The organism is Solilutibacter pythonis (assembly GCF_003697345.1).
GTDB lineage: Bacteria > Pseudomonadota > Gammaproteobacteria > Xanthomonadales > Xanthomonadaceae > Solilutibacter > Solilutibacter pythonis.
Genome location: NZ_RFLY01000002.1, coordinates 60,436 through 75,613 on the forward strand (window position 1 = coordinate 60,436; position 15,178 = coordinate 75,613).

Below are 15,178 nucleotides of genomic sequence, written 5' to 3' on the forward strand. Positions count from 1 at the left end.
TGGGTCGCAGTCTAGCCAAAGATGGACTCTGGTCCTACCTTTCCGGACCGTTGCTGTTGTTGTACAGCGGAGAATACTCAAGCTTTGCATCATTGATCTGTTGTCCTGCCGCAAGCACAGTATTCAGCTTCTTCTCAAGTTCTTGACCCGTTCCTTGCCAGACAACCACGCGCTCGTGCTTTTCACCCGGGAGCGGCCAATCTGGCGCGATTTCCTGCTGCACGACAACGTTTCCTTGTGCATCTCGAAAAAGTGCCGGGTCGCTGGGGTTGGCTTGATCGACAGGTATTGGGCGAATGGACCCGTCCGCTTGCTTTTGATAGACGGCGTTGTACGGCGGGACGTAGGGCGCTGCATCAACGCGGATGTTGCCAAACTTGTCGGAACCTAGCAGCGTGCTTTCCGCGAAATTGGCGAGATCGTTGCCTTCTGCGCGAGCATCCGGGCCGCCACGGACGACAATTTGGCTACCATCGGATCGTTCGAAGAGGAGATACGCGTGCCGTCTGTCAGCGGCAACAGGACTCGTCCCTACGATAATTTTTGCTTCATCGCCTGGCATTTTCAGCCTCCAATTTCTCTAGGCGTGCGCGCCACCTGGAAGTCAGTGACCAATGCTCCATCTTTGGAGTTCAGCGTGACGAACCAATTTATCGGTGTAGTTGGAGCCGTTACGCGCTGGTCCGGTGGTGGAGATGGCGGTGTCGAGTAAAGGCAAAGGATCGACGATTGGAATTCTCCCGGTGCTGTGTCAGCAGGCTTACAAGAGAAGCCTCGTGCCCCAAGAGCCTGCACGGCATCAGCAAGGGGCATCTCGGGAACGATCCAGTGTCCGATCTGGGTCTTGGCCTCTGCGGTGGATTGCTGATCTCGAAATGGCTCGGTAGATGTGTCGGCATCGCTCATGGCAGTGCATCCTGTCGCAGCTGAGATGGAGACTAAGAAAAGCAGGATGGGGTGTAAAAGGCGCGAGACTGGTCCGCACGTAGCTTTGCTCTGACGAGCTGCATCGCATGTTGGATGATTACCAATAGTCGCCATGCGGTTCTCCTGCCACCTATTACATGGGTCGCAGTCTAGCCAAAGATGGACTCTGGTCCTACCTTTCCGGGCTAGGAATTTTCCTGCTGCGGCGTCAGAGAACGCCTCGATTGTCGGCGCAACGCCCAGCGATCTGCTGCCCAACTGGGGACGATGGCCTGCGGCCACCGTGGACACAGGCGGGGGACAAGCCGATGGACGGCTGGCACCGCCCACGCCTTGCCCCCCGCCTGCACACACTTCGCCCCCAGAAAGGCCGATAGCACCACCACCGGGCAGGCGAGCCATTGAAGGCGCGCCCGCCTGTGCCCGATGCGGTTATCTGAGATCTGCAGGGGATGAAGTTCGGAAGGGTAACTAGGCGCTCTTGCACCTCGTCCATCTCGGCACGGAGCATGGGGTCGTCATAGGGCGAGAGCAGGTCCGCGGCCGAAACGACATTCTCCTTCGCGGGGCGATCCCCGATCCGCCTGACGGGCGGTTAGCGCCACACCAAGTCCTACGGTAGGGATGCCAAGTACATCGAGATAGATGTTGCCTACATTCGCTTCATTGCGGCCCACCAACTGCATACGAAGCTGCTCGTACCGTTCCTGATCGAATGACATCAGTCCTTATTCCCTTTGAAAACCCAACTCCCTTCCCAGCAGTACTGGTCCTTTGCATAGGTCATGTTGTCTAGATTACGGTGTTCCACCGCTATGCATCCTGGCCCGGTCTTTGTGACCTCGCCATCGTTCTCGAAAAGCTCGGCGTCGAGAAAGTGGCCTGACTTTGCGTCGTACACATAGATGCTTTCACTCGTCAGCGCACTAGCGCCTGCAGAGAGGCTACGAACAAGGATGTCGGGCTTTCCATCCCCCGTGAAATCATCGAGCTTTAATAGAGCGGCAGCTTCGTAAGGGGGCTTGCCTTCCTGTCCATCAATGACTTGAAGTTCTCGGCCGGTTGCATCGGTAATGTGGATGCGATATTTCCCGCCTTCGCCTGGAGACACCGAGAGTTTCCAATCTTCAGTCGTAGGAGTGGATGCAGATGGCACAACTCCTGACGCTGGGATGGTCCGTGCGGTGGGTTCCTGCGGAGAGGGTGCAGGCATAGCACTTGGTACTGCCTGCCGACATGCAGACAGAGCGAAGACGAGAAATACCGCGTTTGTCTTTATGACCCCAGAATGCGATAGCAGCGCGCCCGCGTGCAGACGAGCAGAGCTACCTGTCCGATGATTCCCAGAGGCCATGCGGTTCTCCTGCTGCTCTGCCTTGGAGTGTAGTCTGTCCAAAGATGCGGCTAGCTCTCATTGGGTCGAAGCGGTAAAACGTTGGCCAAAAGCCAAAAGCCAAAAGCCAAAAGTCGCCCGGACTCTACTCTGTTTCCCCGAGTGGAGCCGTTTATGGGCGGCTTTCTTGCCCGTTACTCAGGGGCGGTTGTCGATGGCGCGGCGGGCGAGTTGCGGATCGTCGGCGAACAGGCCGTCCAACCCGGCTTCGGTGTATTCCCGGATTTCGCGCATGGCACCCGATTCGTTGCGGGCCGTGGCTTCTTTGGCATCGCGATGATCTTCCGGGAGGAAGTGATTCTCGGGCCGGAAGGTATAGGCGATGACATCGAGGCCGGCGGCATGGGCGTCGTCGATCAACCGGCTGTGCCAGCGACCGTCTTTGCCGCGTTGCAGGTCGAGCAGCCCCTTCCACGGGCCGATGGCATCCGCGTAGCGGGCGATGCGGCGAAGGCCGTCGGGCGTCATCAGGTCGGCGTAGCGGGTGTTTTCACCGGCCAGTACCAAGTCATGGGGCTGGGCGCCGGCCTCGTCCAGCAGTTGCAGCAGGCGGATATTGCCGCGTGTGCCGAGCTTCGCGCGCAGTTCGCGCAGGTTGCCGGTTTCGAAGGATTGGATGATGACCGGGGCGCGGCGGGTGTATTGGTGGTGGTCGAGCGTGTCGATCAGGGGCTGCTCCATTGCCAGGCCGATGCCCTTGAAATAACTGGGATGCTTGATTTCCGGCACCAGCGCGATGTCGCGGCCAAGCCGCGCCGATTCGGCGGCGGCCAGTTCGATGATCTCGGGCAGCGTGGCGATGGGAAATTGGCCGTCGAAGGCGGTGGAGCGCAGTTGCAGCAGGCGTTCGCGGGCGCGCAGGGTTTTCAGTTCGGCCAGGGTGAAGTCCTCGCTGAACCAGCCCTCCACCCACTGGCCGTCGATGCGCTTGCGGGTCTTGCGAGTGCTGAATTCGGGATGCGCGGCGACATCGGTGGTGCCGGAAATTTCGTTCTCGTGGCGGGCGACGAGCACGCCGTCCCGGGTCATCACCAGATCGGGTTCGATGGCGTCGGCGCCGTGTTCGATGGCCAGGCGGTAGGCGGCGAGCGTGTGTTCCGGCCGCAGCGCGCTGGCACCGCGATGGGCGATGACCATCGGTTTGGCGGCGGGCATGCGGGTTTCGGCGGCGGCGTTGGCGGCAGGCATCAACAGGGCGAGGGCGAGGAGGAATCTCGGCAGCATCGAGGCACCATCATTGGAACGAAACGATACGCCAGTATGGCCCGCGATGATGACGCGCGTGCGGCAACCTCGGCGCTTGGGATGCCGCGCGGCTGGGTTTCCGGCATCGCACAGGTGTTCCGCATGGACAAGACCGCCGCCGAAGCCCGCGCCGCCGTGTGCGTTTGTCGGGTTGATCGACGTGGCGGGGGGCCTTCCCGGAAGCGGATCAGAGCGTGTGCAGGTATGCCGTGATGGCTTCAATTTCGGCGCGATGCAGGTCAAGCGGTTTCAACAGCGGGTCGGGTCGTGGGAACAGCGGGTCGGTCTCCTGCCCCTCGCGCGGTTGCGGGCGTGGCATCCCGGCGTTGTACATGTTTATCAGGCCGCGTAAGTCCGGAAATATCCCGTTGTGCATCCAGGGGCCGGTTTTCGCCACGTTGCGCAAGGAGGGCGTGCGGAATTTACCGCTATCGGCCGGGTTGCCGGTCACTTCATATCGGCCAAGGTCCTGGCGTGCGCGCCCGTAGAAGTGCAGGCCGAGGTTGTGGAATCCGTCGTCGCTCAGCGCGGGACCGGAGTGGCAGTTCATGCAGCGACCGCGAGTGCGAAACAGGTGCAAGCCCCAGACCTGCTGATTGGTGAGAGCCTTGTGGTGGCCTTCCATGAACCGGTCGAAGCGGTTGAAGCGTGGAACCAGGCTGCGCTGGAAGGCGGCAAGCGAGTAGGCGATGCGCCGCGGGGTCATCCTGGCATCGCCGAATGCCGCGATGAGGGCGGCGTCGTAGTCACCGCTTGCCTGCAAGCGTTTGGCTGCTTTCTCAGGGTCGAAGGCCATCTCCTTGGCATCGGCGATCGGGTGCAATGCCTGCTCCTCCAGCGTGGTTGCCCGCCCATCCCAGAATAGAGCGGCGGAGAAAGCGCTGGTGGCCACGCCGATGGCGTTGCGGCGTCCGGCTTGCCGGTCGTGGCCGAAAGACACGCTGCGCCCATCGCCCCAGCCCAGTTGGCGGTCGTGGCAGTTGGCGCAGGCGATTTGCGCCGATAGCGAGAGCCTGGGGTCGTCGAACAGCCTTTTCCCCAGTGCGATCTTCTGGGGTGTCGCTCGGTTGTAGGCGGGTTCCGGCGGGGTCGTGGACAAGGGGGCCATTTCCCGCCATGCAACCCCGATATCGATTTCTGGCGCGGGCCATTCCCGGACAGGCCGTTCGTAAATCATGCGCAGGCAATCGAAATCGGGTGTGGCGGAGCTGATGGCGATGGCGCGTCCGCACTTTTCGAGTGCCGGGCTGCCTGTGGGCGCCTGCCGTGCGGGCAGCGGAAGCAGCACGACAAGCAGGGCGCCGGCCAGGCAAGCGGGCAGGTGGCGTGTGCGATGAAGGGTGCGACGATGCATGGTTGGCGAATCGGTCTTCAGAAGCGAATGCCGGTTTCGAGCCAATAGCTGCGGCCCGGTTCATAAAGCGCGGCGTTGATGAGGTTGGCGCGGTTAAGGAGATTCGTGACCTCCACGCGCGCGTAGGGCCGGATGTTCCGGAGCGTCGGGATTTCGTACTGGAGGGTGGTGTCCCAAGTGAAGCTGCGGGGGAATGGCTGCCTGTCGTAGACGCGGACGACTTCGTCATCGATGACTTCCGACTCACGCTGGATCATTCCCATGAAACCCGAGCGGTAGCGGAGGAAGTGGCTCCACGACAGCCCGCTGTCACCGAATCGGGTCTGGATGGCGAGTCGTGCGGTCCATGGGCGATTGAAATCCCTGGCCGGGATTTCATCGGCCCGCATCAATTTTCCCCGGTAGCGCACACGGCTGTTGAGGTAGTCGTCGTTCAGGATCGAATCGTAGTCACTGCCGCTGACGCTGAAATTCCGATTTACCTGGGTCTTGTCCATTGCGAGGATGGCCGTGGTCGATATGCCGTTCCATTTCCAGGGCTTGTGTGGACTGATTCCCAGTGTCAGGGTCCGCGACCTGGCATGGCCGGCGTTGACGTAGGTGTAGGTCGGCAGTTGCATGCCTTCCTGCTTGATGCTCTGGCGCATCACCTCGTCGTGGTTGCGCCGGCTGACCCATTTGAGGTTGAAGTCCATGCCGGCCCATGCCTGGTTGATGCCCAGTGTCAGTTCGTCGCTGTAAGGCAGTTTGATGTCGGCGAAGGCGCTTTGGTCGCGGGCGGTCTGCGGCGCGCGCCACATCAGCGCATGGGGCCCCGAACGGGTCCGGGTGTATCGGGTTCTCAGTGACTCCCGGCCGTCCCGCAGCTTGTAGGCGAACAGGTTGCGGCCGTAATAACGGTTGATGCCGCCAGTCAGCAGGCTGCGGGTATCGCCGAACATGTCCCAGGAGACGGCCAGGCGAGGCGACAGCGTCCATTGCCTGCTCAGGTTGTCATGATCGAGTCGCAGGCCGGGACGAAGGCTCCATCGCTTCCAGCGGATGTCGTCCTGCATGAAGAGCGAAAGCGCATCGGCGCGCACTTCGAAATATCCCGCGCGATAAACATCCATGATCTGGAGGTATTGCCCCTTACCGCCGTAACCGGGGACGGCATCCAGCGAACAGGCCACCGTATCGGTCGTGCCATCGGCGGCGGTACAACTGGTGGTGGCGGCTGGACGAATGTAGACGTGGTGATCGTTGAGGCGGTGGTAGGTGCCCTTGCGGGTGGATGCCGAGAAGCCGAGTTGTATCCGGTGGCGCATGCCGGCCCAGTCGAACGCCTCCCGGTCCGCCGTCAGCTTGTATTCCGTCCTGCGGCTTTGCTGGTCGATGTCGCCCCAGTTGCCTTCCTGGCTTTGCTTCTTTTCCGGCCTGCCCCAGTTTTTGTCCTTCGACCAGGCCCATGTATGCCAGGTGCGCACGCCACGGCCGTCGCGCGAGCTGTCCAGGCGCGAGTGACTGAGTGCCTGCGCCACCGTCCAGGTCCCGCTGCGCGTGGCGCGCAGGGTGGCCACATGTCCTCCGCGCTGGAGATCGAACCACGAGTTGCGGGTATTGACGATGAAGTAGCGCTCGTCCGTCGGGTCGTAGTTGAGCGCCAGGTCGATTTCCCAGTTCCTGGCGGGCGCCCAGTCGGCCCGCAGGCTGTAGCTGGTGTTCTGCCGGGTGTTGTACTTGGTGGCCTCGTCGTGTTCGGGGATGTAGCCCGCGACATAGCCACGCAGCGGTATCTCCGAGCGCAGGCGCGAGATGCCGGCCACCAGGCCGAGGCCGTTGCCGAAGCGGTTTTCGAGCATGATCGAATATTTCTGCTTGTCGTAGACGGGCTGGGCCGATTGCGAGGCGGATGCCTCGAACGTTGCCAGCGCGGCTTTATCGATGTGGTAACGGTTCCACGCCGAGCGGCTGGCGCGCCACGAGATTCTGCCGCCGGAGCGGTTGGCGGCCTTGCGGGTGACCAGGTCCACCACGCCGCCGTTGAAGCCACCGAAACCGGCTGGGACGTTGCTGTCGTAAACGGTGAGGTTGGCGATCAGGTCGGTGTCCACCGCCAGGCCCTGGGCGTCGCTGGGCGGCTTGCTGAGATGCTGCGGGTTGTCGTTTGCGGGATCCAGGTCATTGCTGAAGGACACGCCATTGATCTGGAAGTTGTTCTGGTAGAACAGCCCGCCGTTGATGCTGATGTTCGCCGGCCGGATTTCGCCCATGTTGCGCGAGGTTTGCGCGGTGTCGCTGAACTGAACACTGGGGTTCACGCGTAGCAGGGTGCCGATGTCGCCGTTGCCCTTGGCCTGGGATTGAACGTATTTTTCATCGATGCTGACGCCTTCCTGGTACGGGAACAACCGTTGTCCGATGACCTGGACGCGATCGAGCAGGTACGGCACGGGGCCGTCATCGCGTGGCTTTCGTGTATCGGGGGAGGGGGCCGCGACCGCATTGCCGGGCCGGTCACCGGCAAAGGTGGCGGAAACGGACATTGAAGCGAGAATGACCAGCGCGAGTTTTTTCATTGGGAGTTCCACGAGCGACGAGCATTTCGCTGGCGAAACCCGTAACGGGGTAGCTGGCTGGCCGGGGAATTCTAAAGCGCTTGTCGAGGAAATGCTCCCGATTGTGTCAGACGGCATCCCATTTTCGATGTTTTTCCACGGGCATCTCGGCGCTTGAGATGCCGCGCCGCTAAGCTTTCGGCATCTCACAGGAGTTCCGCATGGCCAAGACCGCCGCCAAAGCCCGCACCGCCTACGTTTGCCGAGAGTGCGGGGCCGATCATCCGAAGTGGCAGGGCCAGTGCGGCGCGTGCGGCGCGTGGGACACGCTGAGCGAAATCGCGCTGGAAAGCGCGGCGGCGGCGAAATCGCCGGCGGGTCGCCGTAGCGGCTGGGCCGGCAAGGTGGATGCGCCGAAGATCACCGCGCTGAAGGACGTGCGGCAGACCGAGGCGGCACGGGTATCCACCGGCATCGGCGAGTTCGATCGCGTGCTGGGGGGCGGGTTGGTGGAGGGCGCGGTGGTGCTGATCGGCGGCGATCCCGGCATCGGCAAGTCGACCCTGCTGACGCAAGCACTGGCCTCGATGGCCGGTGCCTTGCATGGCCTGTATGTCACCGGCGAGGAATCGCTGGGGCAGGTGGCCGGCCGCGCCTCGCGCCTGGGCCTACCGCTCGACGGCATGCAAGCGCTGGCGGAGACCTGCGTCGAGCGCATCCTGGAGCAGGCCATCGTCGCCAGGCCGCGCTTCATCATTGCCGATTCCATCCAGACCCTGTGGACGGAAACGCTCACCGCCGCGCCCGGCTCGGTCAGCCAGGTGCGCGAATCCGCCGCGCGGCTGGTGCGCTATGCCAAGGAGACCGGCACCGCGGTGTTTCTGGTCGGCCACGTCACCAAGGAAGGCGGCATCGCCGGGCCGCGCGTGCTGGAGCACATGGTCGATGCGGTGCTGTATTTTGAGGGCGATTCCGGCAGCCGCTTTCGTGTGCTGCGCGCGTTCAAGAACCGCTTCGGCGCGGTGAACGAGCTGGGCGTGTTCGCAATGGGCGAGCGTGGCCTGCGCGAGGTGCCGAACCCGTCCGCGATCTTCCTCTCCGGCGGCAGTACGCATCAGCCCGGCAGTTGCGTGATGGTGACGCGCGAAGGCACGCGTCCGTTGCTGGTGGAGGTGCAGGCGCTGGTCGATGCCTCGCCGCTGTCCAACCCGCGCCGGGTGGCGGTGGGCTTGGAAGGCAATCGCCTGGCGATGCTGCTGGCGGTGCTGCATCGCCATGGCGGCGTGATGGTGGGCGACCAGGACGTGTTCGTGAACGTGGTGGGCGGCATCCGCGTTCAGGAAACCGCTGCCGACCTGCCGGTGCTGCTGGCGGTGCTGTCTAGCTTGCGCGACCAGCCGTTGGCCGAGAAGACCATCGCGTTCGGCGAGATCGGCCTCTCCGGCGAAATCCGCCCGGTGCCCAACGGCGAGGAGCGCTTGAAGGAAGCCGCCACGCATGGCTTCAGGCGCGCCATCGTGCCGAAAGCGAACGCGCCGAAGTCCGGTTCGATCAACGGGATGGAGGTGATCGCGGTAGAACGGCTGGCCGAGGCGCTGGAGCAAGCGTGAGCGCCGCGCCGGCGACGCCAATGGCGAGGCGGTTGACGTCGTGTGTCGTGACCTAGCTGGCGGCACGCCAGTTTCGGCCTCGAGTGGGGCGGATGGAATGCAGCTTCACGAAGCCGCGTGGAGCGCTTGGAAAAAGCACAGCCCGAAGTTCGCCTTCTTGGGCGTGTTCACCGCTGTGTAGGCCGCTTGGAAATCGGTGGTGTATCTGTCCTCGCGGTTGGGCGTGTTCACGGCCGCGCAGGCCGCTTGGAAATGTAGGGCAGGCGACGGATGACCGCATGGGGCCCACGGCGCGCAGGCCGCTTTAAAAAGGCGGCGGGTTGAGAACGTCTTGCCTTTGACCGTTCACGCTCGCGTATGCCGCTAAGAAAAATTCGGCGTGCGTCATATCGCATGCAAGAGCGTTCACGGCTGCGTAGGCCGCTAAGAAAGGTGGGACGGTTCCCAGTCTGGCTGGGGATGGCGTTCACGGCCGTGCAGGCCGCTAAGAAAGCGCTCGGTATCGTTGACGATCACGCACGGGGTTCGTGGTCGCGCAGGTCGTTAAGAAACAAGTCCTGCACCTGTAACCATCACGCGCCAGTTCGCGGCCGCGCGGGCCGCTAAGAAAACCGAACGCAGCCAAGCGACCGTTAACGATGAGTTCACGGTCGGGGCGGAGAAACCGCGCATGGGCCGTGAGTCCCAAACCGAATTGTCGTGGGCCCGTGGCGGGCATCGAGGCAATGGGCCGGGCGCCGGTCTCGTTCAGCGTAAATGGCGTTTGTCGAACCAGAAGGGTTCCACCCGCGCTTCGTTCAGATGCGTCCGGGCCTGGGGATGGGCGGGGTTGACGAGGTAATTGCGCGCATGCGGCATCACGGCGGAAGGCAGCGGCAGCAGCAGGGCTTCGCCGTCGTCCAGCCAGTGGTTGCCCAGCGCCTGGGTGGTCGGTTCGTTGGCTTGCCAGCCGTCCGGCAGTTCCGGCGGGGCGGCTTGTAAGGCGCCCTTGCCCACATCAATGGCGATCAGTTTGAGCGTGACCGGGATGTTGGCGAGCGAGAGCCGCATGTGCGCCATGACTTCCAGCGCGGCCAGCGCCGGGTGTTCGGCGGCATAGAGCACGCTGCGCGGCTGGGTATGCCAGCGGCCGTCGCCGTGGTGCCCGCCGATGCCGGACAGGCCGGGCCAAGCCGAGATGCGCCAGAGCCGGAGCGGCCCGGCCAGTTCTCCCGCCTCCGCGCGGCCGTGAGCGGGCGCCGGCTTGCCGGCCGGTTTCGCGCGTGGACGCAATGGCGTCGGGTCGGCCGCCATGCCGGTTTCAGAACATGCCGTGGGCGGTGCGGCGCATCAGCGATTCCACCAGCCGCGCGCCGGAATCCTTGGCGGAAAGCCGCAGCGGGCTGACCGGCGCATCGCCGGGGATGAATGCTTGTGGCGTGTTGAGCCATTGCAGGGCGGCGGCTTCGTCGCCGAACAATGCCACCGCCTCGGCATAGACGCGGGCGAGGCGGATCAGGCGCTCGGATTCGGCTTCGGAAAAACGGGCGTTTTCCTTCAGCCGGCGGCGCACGGTGGTTTCCGGCGCGATCAGCGAATGCGGGAAGCCCAGCACCTTGGCCGCGCGCTTGTAGGCGCGGGCGCCGACGCCGGTTTCGGTCAGGCGCACGATGTCGGCCTCGTTGGCGATATCGGCGTCGAGCAGGTCCGCCATCTGCGAATAGGGCGTGGTCGGCAGATATGCGGCGGCGGCTTCGGCGGTATGGAAGCGGGGTGGGGATCTGTCCATATGGCGAAGATTATCTTCCATATGGTGGAAGTGCAAATCAGTGGCCGCCCGCGGCGCTGGCCCCCGCCTTCGCCGCGAACGGTGGCTTGGCGATCCACACGCAGGCGATCACCGTGAGAAATATCCAGCCCAGCAGATGGAAGATTTCATTGAAGCCGATCTGCATCGCCTGCTGGCCGATCATCCGTTCCAGCACCATTGCGCCGCGTTGCAGCTCGCCCATGCCGTAGCGCGACACGGTGTCGAGTATCGCTGGATCGGTGGCGGGTAGGTGTTCGGTCAGTTGGGCGTGGTGAACGGCGCTGCGTTGCGTCCACGCATAGGTGGTGAGCGAGGCGGCGAAACTTCCGCCCAGCGTGCGAAGGAAGGTGGAGAGGCCGGAGCCGGCGGCGATCTCGTGCGGCTCCAGGTCGGAGAGCAGTATTTGCAGCACGGGCATGAAGAACAGCGCCACGCCCAGGCCCTGGAGGAACTGTATCCAGGCGACGTGGCCGAAATCGACGTCCAGGTTGAAATACGAGCGCAGGAAGCTGGTCATCGCCATCACGATGAAAGCGCCGCTGGCGAGGATGCGCAGGTCGATCTTGCCGCCGTGCTGGCCGATGAGTGGCGCGATGAGCACCGGCAGCACGCCGATCGGAGCCGTGGCGAGGCCGGCCCAGATCGCGGTATAGCCCAGGTTGCGTTGCAGCCACAGTGGCACCAGGATGCCGACGGAGAAGAACGCCGAGTAGGCCAGCACCATCGCGATGGTGCCAGCGGTGAAGTTGCGATGGCGGAACAGCCGCAGGTTGACGATGGGGTCGTCGTCGGTGAGCTCCCAGATTACGAACGTCGCCAACGAGATCGCGGCGACGATCGCCAGCACCACGATTTTGGTCGAATTGAACCAATCCTCGTCGTTGCCGAGGTCGAGCAGCAATTGCAGCGCGCCCACGCCGAGCACCAGCGTGGCCAGGCCGACGTAGTCCATCTTCGGTGTTTCCAGCCGCTCGGGCCGGCCTTTCAACTGCGTACCGACCACCAGGCTTGCGAAGATGCCCAGCGGGATGTTGATGAAGAAGATCCATTCCCAGCTGTAGTTGTCGGTGATCCAGCCGCCGAGGATCGGCCCGGCGATGGGGGCGACCACCGTCACCATCGCCAGCAATGCGATCGCCTGACCGCGCCTGGCCGGCGGGTAGATCGATAGCAGCAGGGCTTGCGTCACCGGATACATCGGCCCCGCCACCAGGCCCTGCAAGGCGCGCGCGGCGACCAGGAGGCCCATCGAATGGGCCATGCCGCATAGGAAGGAGGCGATGACGAAGGCCATCGTCGACCACATGAACAGCTTGCGTTCGCCGAACTTGCGGGTCAGCCAGCCGGTCAGTGGCAAGGCGATGGCGGTGGAGACCGCGAACGAGGTGATGACCCAGGTCGCCTGGCTGGCGCTGCCGCCGAGGTTACCGGAGATGGTGGGCAGCGAGACGTTGGCGATGGTGGTGTCGAGCACCTGCATGAAGCTCGCCAGCGCCAGGCCGATCGTCGTCAGCGCGCGGTTGGGCGGGGCGAAGCCCGGCATGTTCGCCGTGGTGGTGGCCGGTGGCGGGCCGCCGTCGGTATGGGGGGCGGGCGATACGGCCATACTCAGCCGCCGAGGTGGGCGGCGATGATCTTGTCCGCGGCGGTTTCGGCCTCGGTCAACTGGCGCGCATAGGCATCGGTGCCCTGCGCCGGTGCGGTGGTGGGCGCGGCCGGTAACAGGCCGTGGCCCGCATCGCGCAGGTCCACCTTCACCGCCATCGACAGACCCAGCCGCAGCGGGTGCTCGCGCAGTTCTTTCGGGTCGAGCGCGATGCGCACTGGTATCCGCTGCACGATCTTGATCCAGTTACCGCTGGCGTTTTGCGCCGGGAGGATCGAGAACGCGCTGCCGGTACCGAGGCCAAGGCTTTCCAGCTTGCCGTGGTAAATCACTTCGTCACCGTACAGTTCGGAGGTCAGCTCGACGCGTTGTCCCAGCCGCAGCTTCTTCAACTGGGTTTCCTTGAAGTTGGCATCCACCCATACGTCTTGCAGCGGGATCACCGCCATCAATGGCGTGCCGGGGGCGATGCGTTGGCCCAGTTGCACGCTGCGCTTGGCGACATAGCCATCGACCGGCGCGATCACTTCGGTGCGCTGACGATTGATCCACGCCTGGCGGAATTGGGCGGCGGCGGCCAGTACCTGGGGGTTGTCGCGCACGTCCGTGCCTTCCACCAGCACGCGGTTGCGTTCCATGTTGTCGCGCGTGCTGGAGAGGGCGGCTTCGGCGGCGGCCAGGGCGGCGCGGGCGTTGTCGCGCTGGCTGCGCGCATGTGCCAGTTCCTCGGCGGAGACCGCGCCGGTCGCCACCAGTCCGGTGCGGCGCGATACATCGGCCTCGGCGGCGGCCAGCGTCGTCCGCGCCTGTTGCACCGATGCCGCGCGCACCCGGCTTTCGGCCTGGCCCGCTTCGACCGCTCGATGCAGCCCGCGCACTTGGCGCACGGCCGTGGCGAGGCCGGCTTCGGCCTGGGCATAGGCGGCTTGGGCATCGGCGCGGTCGAAGCGCACTAGTATTTGCCCGGCCAGCACCTTCTGGCCGTCCTCCGCGCCGATGGCGACCACGGTGCCGCCGGTCTGGGGCGTCACGGTGACGATGTCGCCTTGCACATAAGCGTCCTCGGTTTCCTCTTGCCAGCGCCCGACCAGCAGGTGCCAGGTCAGCCAGCCAAGGCCGCCAAGCACGATCACCGTGGTCAGCGCCAGCAGTGCTTTGCGGCGCTTGCGCTTTTGCGGAGTGGCGTCGGGGTTGGCGGGGGGCAGCGGCGCGGCGGCCACGGGAGCGCCGGGGGTGGAATGGATTTCGCTGGTCATGGGGTGGCGGTCTTTTCGTGCGATGCGGGGAGCGGCGTGGCGGGCAGGCCGCCGCCGAGCGCGAGATCGAGGTCGATGGCGGCATCCAGCCGGCGCGCGCGCAGTTGCGCGAGTTGCTGGTCGAGCTGGGCCAGCGGGCGTTCGGCGTTCAACACGTCGAGTTGGCTGGCAATCCCGGCCTGGCGGCGTTGGCGCATCAGATCGGTGGCCTGGGCGGCGGCTTGGCGCGAGTGCATGGCGGCGGCGATCCGCGCATCCAGCGCGCGCGCCGCCTGCACGGCGTTGATGACCTGGTGGATGGCCGTCAGCACGGTCTGGTCGTGTTCGGCGATGGCGAGATCGAACTCGGCGTGGCGGCCGGCCAACTGGCTGCGCAGGCGGCCGCCATCGAGGATCGGCAGGCTGATGGCCGGCGCGGCGTAGGTGAAACCGGATTCGCGTTTGAACAACTGGCCTAGCGATGGGGAAACCACGCCGACCATCGCCGCCAGATTCAGGCTGGGATGGAAGTCGGCCTTGGCCGACTGGATGTTCCGTAGCGCCGCCTCGACCCGCCAGCGCGCGGCGGCGACATCGGCCCGGCGCGAAATCAGCTCGCTGGGCAGCCGCGCGGGCAGGGCGATGGCCGGCGTGAGTGGCTTTGGCCTGGCAAGGGTGTGGGCGAAGTCCGGGCCTTCGCCGGCCAGTATCGCCAGGGTGTTGCGAAGCGCCTCGATCTGCTGGCCGGCGGCTTTGACCTGCGCCCGCGCGGCGGCCTCGGCGCTTCGGCTTTGTTCGAGCGGGATGCGGTTGTCGATTCCAGCCCTGACCCGTTGTTCGCCAAGTGCGTTCAGCTTGGCGTTGCGTCGCAGTTCGGCCCGTGCGGCCGCCTGCGTGTCATACGCCTGCGCCAGGGCGACCCAGGCGTGGGCGATGTTGCCGGCCAGCGTCATCCGGGCGGCTTGTGCTTCCGCTGCGGTGGCGTGCGCCGCGCCCAGTGCCGCCGAGAGGCGCGCGCGCTGGCCGCCCCAGAGGTCGGGGGCCCAGGCGAAGCGCAGGCTTGACAGGGTGGAATCCACACTCATCCCGCCGACCGGCGCGGGCAAGGCATCGGGCAGGTCGATGCGGCTTTGCTGGGCGGTCGCGCCGAGTGTTGGACGCAAGCCGGCCTCGGCCATCCCGGCCTGGGCCAGGGCGCGCCGCAGGCGGGCGTCGGCGGCATCCAGCGAGGGCGCGGCGGCCAATGCGTGTTGGATCAGCGCGTCCAGCGATGGGTCGCCGAGTGCGCGCCACCAGTCGTGTTCGGGCCAGGCGGCGGGGGAAAGCGTGGCGTCGCGCAGACTGTCGCCGGCGCTCAGGCGGTCGACATCGGCGGGCGCGGATGCCTGGGGGGCGAGGCCATGGGTACTGGCGCAGCCGGCCAGCAGGATCGCCAGCAGCGCCGGCAGCGGGCGGCGGCACGAGGAAAGGAGCGGAGACATG

Annotated in this window: 12 protein-coding genes; 1 reads left to right on the top strand and 11 read right to left on the bottom strand. The window is 64.9% G+C overall.

Annotation, left to right across the window (positions count from 1 at the left end):
* Positions 1-34: 34 nt before the first annotated feature.
* The 6 genes from EBB59_RS13380 to EBB59_RS01760 form a co-directional block, all read right to left on the bottom strand.
* Positions 35-562, bottom strand: coding sequence for a hypothetical protein (locus EBB59_RS13380; RefSeq protein ID WP_147455479.1), 528 nt, complete (start codon positions 560-562; stop codon positions 35-37).
* A 2-nt stretch (positions 563-564) separates the two neighbouring features.
* Positions 565-906, bottom strand: a complete 342-nt coding sequence (locus EBB59_RS13385; RefSeq protein ID WP_147455480.1) for a hypothetical protein — start codon at positions 904-906, stop codon at positions 565-567.
* Positions 907-1,648: 742 nt separating this feature from the next.
* On the bottom strand, positions 1,649-2,038 hold the full coding sequence (locus EBB59_RS14155) for a hypothetical protein (protein ID WP_245978926.1): 390 nt from the start codon (positions 2,036-2,038) through the stop codon (positions 1,649-1,651).
* A gap of 420 nt (positions 2,039-2,458) precedes the next feature.
* Positions 2,459-3,544: a glycerophosphodiester phosphodiesterase gene (locus EBB59_RS01750; RefSeq protein WP_122100432.1), complete on the bottom strand. Its 1,086-nt coding sequence runs from the start codon at positions 3,542-3,544 to the stop codon at positions 2,459-2,461.
* Positions 3,545-3,752: 208 nt separating this feature from the next.
* Positions 3,753-4,664: a cytochrome-c peroxidase gene (locus EBB59_RS01755; RefSeq protein ID WP_211327674.1), complete on the bottom strand. Its 912-nt coding sequence runs from the start codon at positions 4,662-4,664 to the stop codon at positions 3,753-3,755.
* Positions 4,665-4,936: 272 nt separating this feature from the next.
* Complete coding sequence (locus EBB59_RS01760; RefSeq protein WP_122100433.1) at positions 4,937-7,477, bottom strand: TonB-dependent receptor; 2,541 nt, start codon at positions 7,475-7,477, stop codon at positions 4,937-4,939.
* Between the two features lie 200 nt (positions 7,478-7,677).
* Between EBB59_RS01760 and radA the strand changes: the two genes are divergently transcribed.
* Positions 7,678-9,066, top strand: coding sequence for a DNA repair protein RadA (radA, locus tag EBB59_RS01765; protein WP_122100434.1), 1,389 nt, complete (start codon positions 7,678-7,680; stop codon positions 9,064-9,066).
* 747 nt (positions 9,067-9,813) lie between these two features.
* Here the strand turns inward: radA and EBB59_RS01770 are convergent.
* The 5 genes from EBB59_RS01770 to EBB59_RS01790 are packed head-to-tail and all read right to left on the bottom strand — an operon-like array spanning position 9,814 to position 15,177.
* Positions 9,814-10,359 (bottom strand): RES family NAD+ phosphorylase, encoded by a 546-nt coding sequence (locus EBB59_RS01770; RefSeq protein WP_122100435.1) that lies wholly within the window; start codon positions 10,357-10,359, stop codon positions 9,814-9,816.
* Between the two features lie 7 nt (positions 10,360-10,366).
* Entirely contained in the window at positions 10,367-10,834 is a 468-nt protein-coding gene (locus EBB59_RS01775; protein WP_158601684.1) for an antitoxin Xre/MbcA/ParS toxin-binding domain-containing protein, read from the bottom strand.
* 37 nt (positions 10,835-10,871) lie between these two features.
* On the bottom strand, positions 10,872-12,461 hold the full coding sequence (locus tag EBB59_RS01780; RefSeq protein WP_425451779.1) for a DHA2 family efflux MFS transporter permease subunit: 1,590 nt from the start codon (positions 12,459-12,461) through the stop codon (positions 10,872-10,874).
* Positions 12,462-12,463: 2 nt separating this feature from the next.
* Positions 12,464-13,717, bottom strand: coding sequence for an HlyD/EmrA/EmrK family protein (locus tag EBB59_RS01785; protein WP_122100437.1), 1,254 nt, complete (start codon positions 13,715-13,717; stop codon positions 12,464-12,466).
* Positions 13,714-15,177 carry an efflux transporter outer membrane subunit gene (locus EBB59_RS01790; protein WP_122100438.1) on the bottom strand — a complete coding sequence of 488 codons (1,464 nt, stop codon included), beginning with the start codon at positions 15,175-15,177 and terminating at the stop codon, positions 13,714-13,716. Before EBB59_RS01790 ends, EBB59_RS01785 begins: the two co-directional genes overlap by 4 nt.
* Position 15,178: the final 1 nt, after the last annotated feature.

Excerpts from the sequence above, each read along its gene's own strand:
- EBB59_RS13380 (WP_147455479.1), bottom strand. The coding sequence starts at position 562 with ATGCCAGGCGATGAAGCAAAAATTATCGTAGGGACGAGTCCTGTTGCC.
- EBB59_RS13385 (WP_147455480.1), bottom strand. The coding sequence starts at position 906 with ATGAGCGATGCCGACACATCTACCGAGCCATTTCGAGATCAGCAATCC.
- EBB59_RS01750 (WP_122100432.1), bottom strand. The coding sequence starts at position 3,544 with ATGCTGCCGAGATTCCTCCTCGCCCTCGCCCTGTTGATGCCTGCCGCC.
- EBB59_RS01760 (WP_122100433.1), bottom strand. The coding sequence starts at position 7,477 with ATGAAAAAACTCGCGCTGGTCATTCTCGCTTCAATGTCCGTTTCCGCC.
- radA (WP_122100434.1), top strand. The coding sequence starts at position 7,678 with ATGGCCAAGACCGCCGCCAAAGCCCGCACCGCCTACGTTTGCCGAGAG.
- EBB59_RS01770 (WP_122100435.1), bottom strand. The coding sequence starts at position 10,359 with ATGGCGGCCGACCCGACGCCATTGCGTCCACGCGCGAAACCGGCCGGC.
- EBB59_RS01775 (WP_158601684.1), bottom strand. The coding sequence starts at position 10,834 with ATGGACAGATCCCCACCCCGCTTCCATACCGCCGAAGCCGCCGCCGCA.
- EBB59_RS01780 (WP_425451779.1), bottom strand. The coding sequence starts at position 12,461 with ATGGCCGTATCGCCCGCCCCCCATACCGACGGCGGCCCGCCACCGGCC.
- EBB59_RS01785 (WP_122100437.1), bottom strand. The coding sequence starts at position 13,717 with ATGACCAGCGAAATCCATTCCACCCCCGGCGCTCCCGTGGCCGCCGCG.
- EBB59_RS01790 (WP_122100438.1), bottom strand. The coding sequence starts at position 15,177 with ATGTCTCCGCTCCTTTCCTCGTGCCGCCGCCCGCTGCCGGCGCTGCTG.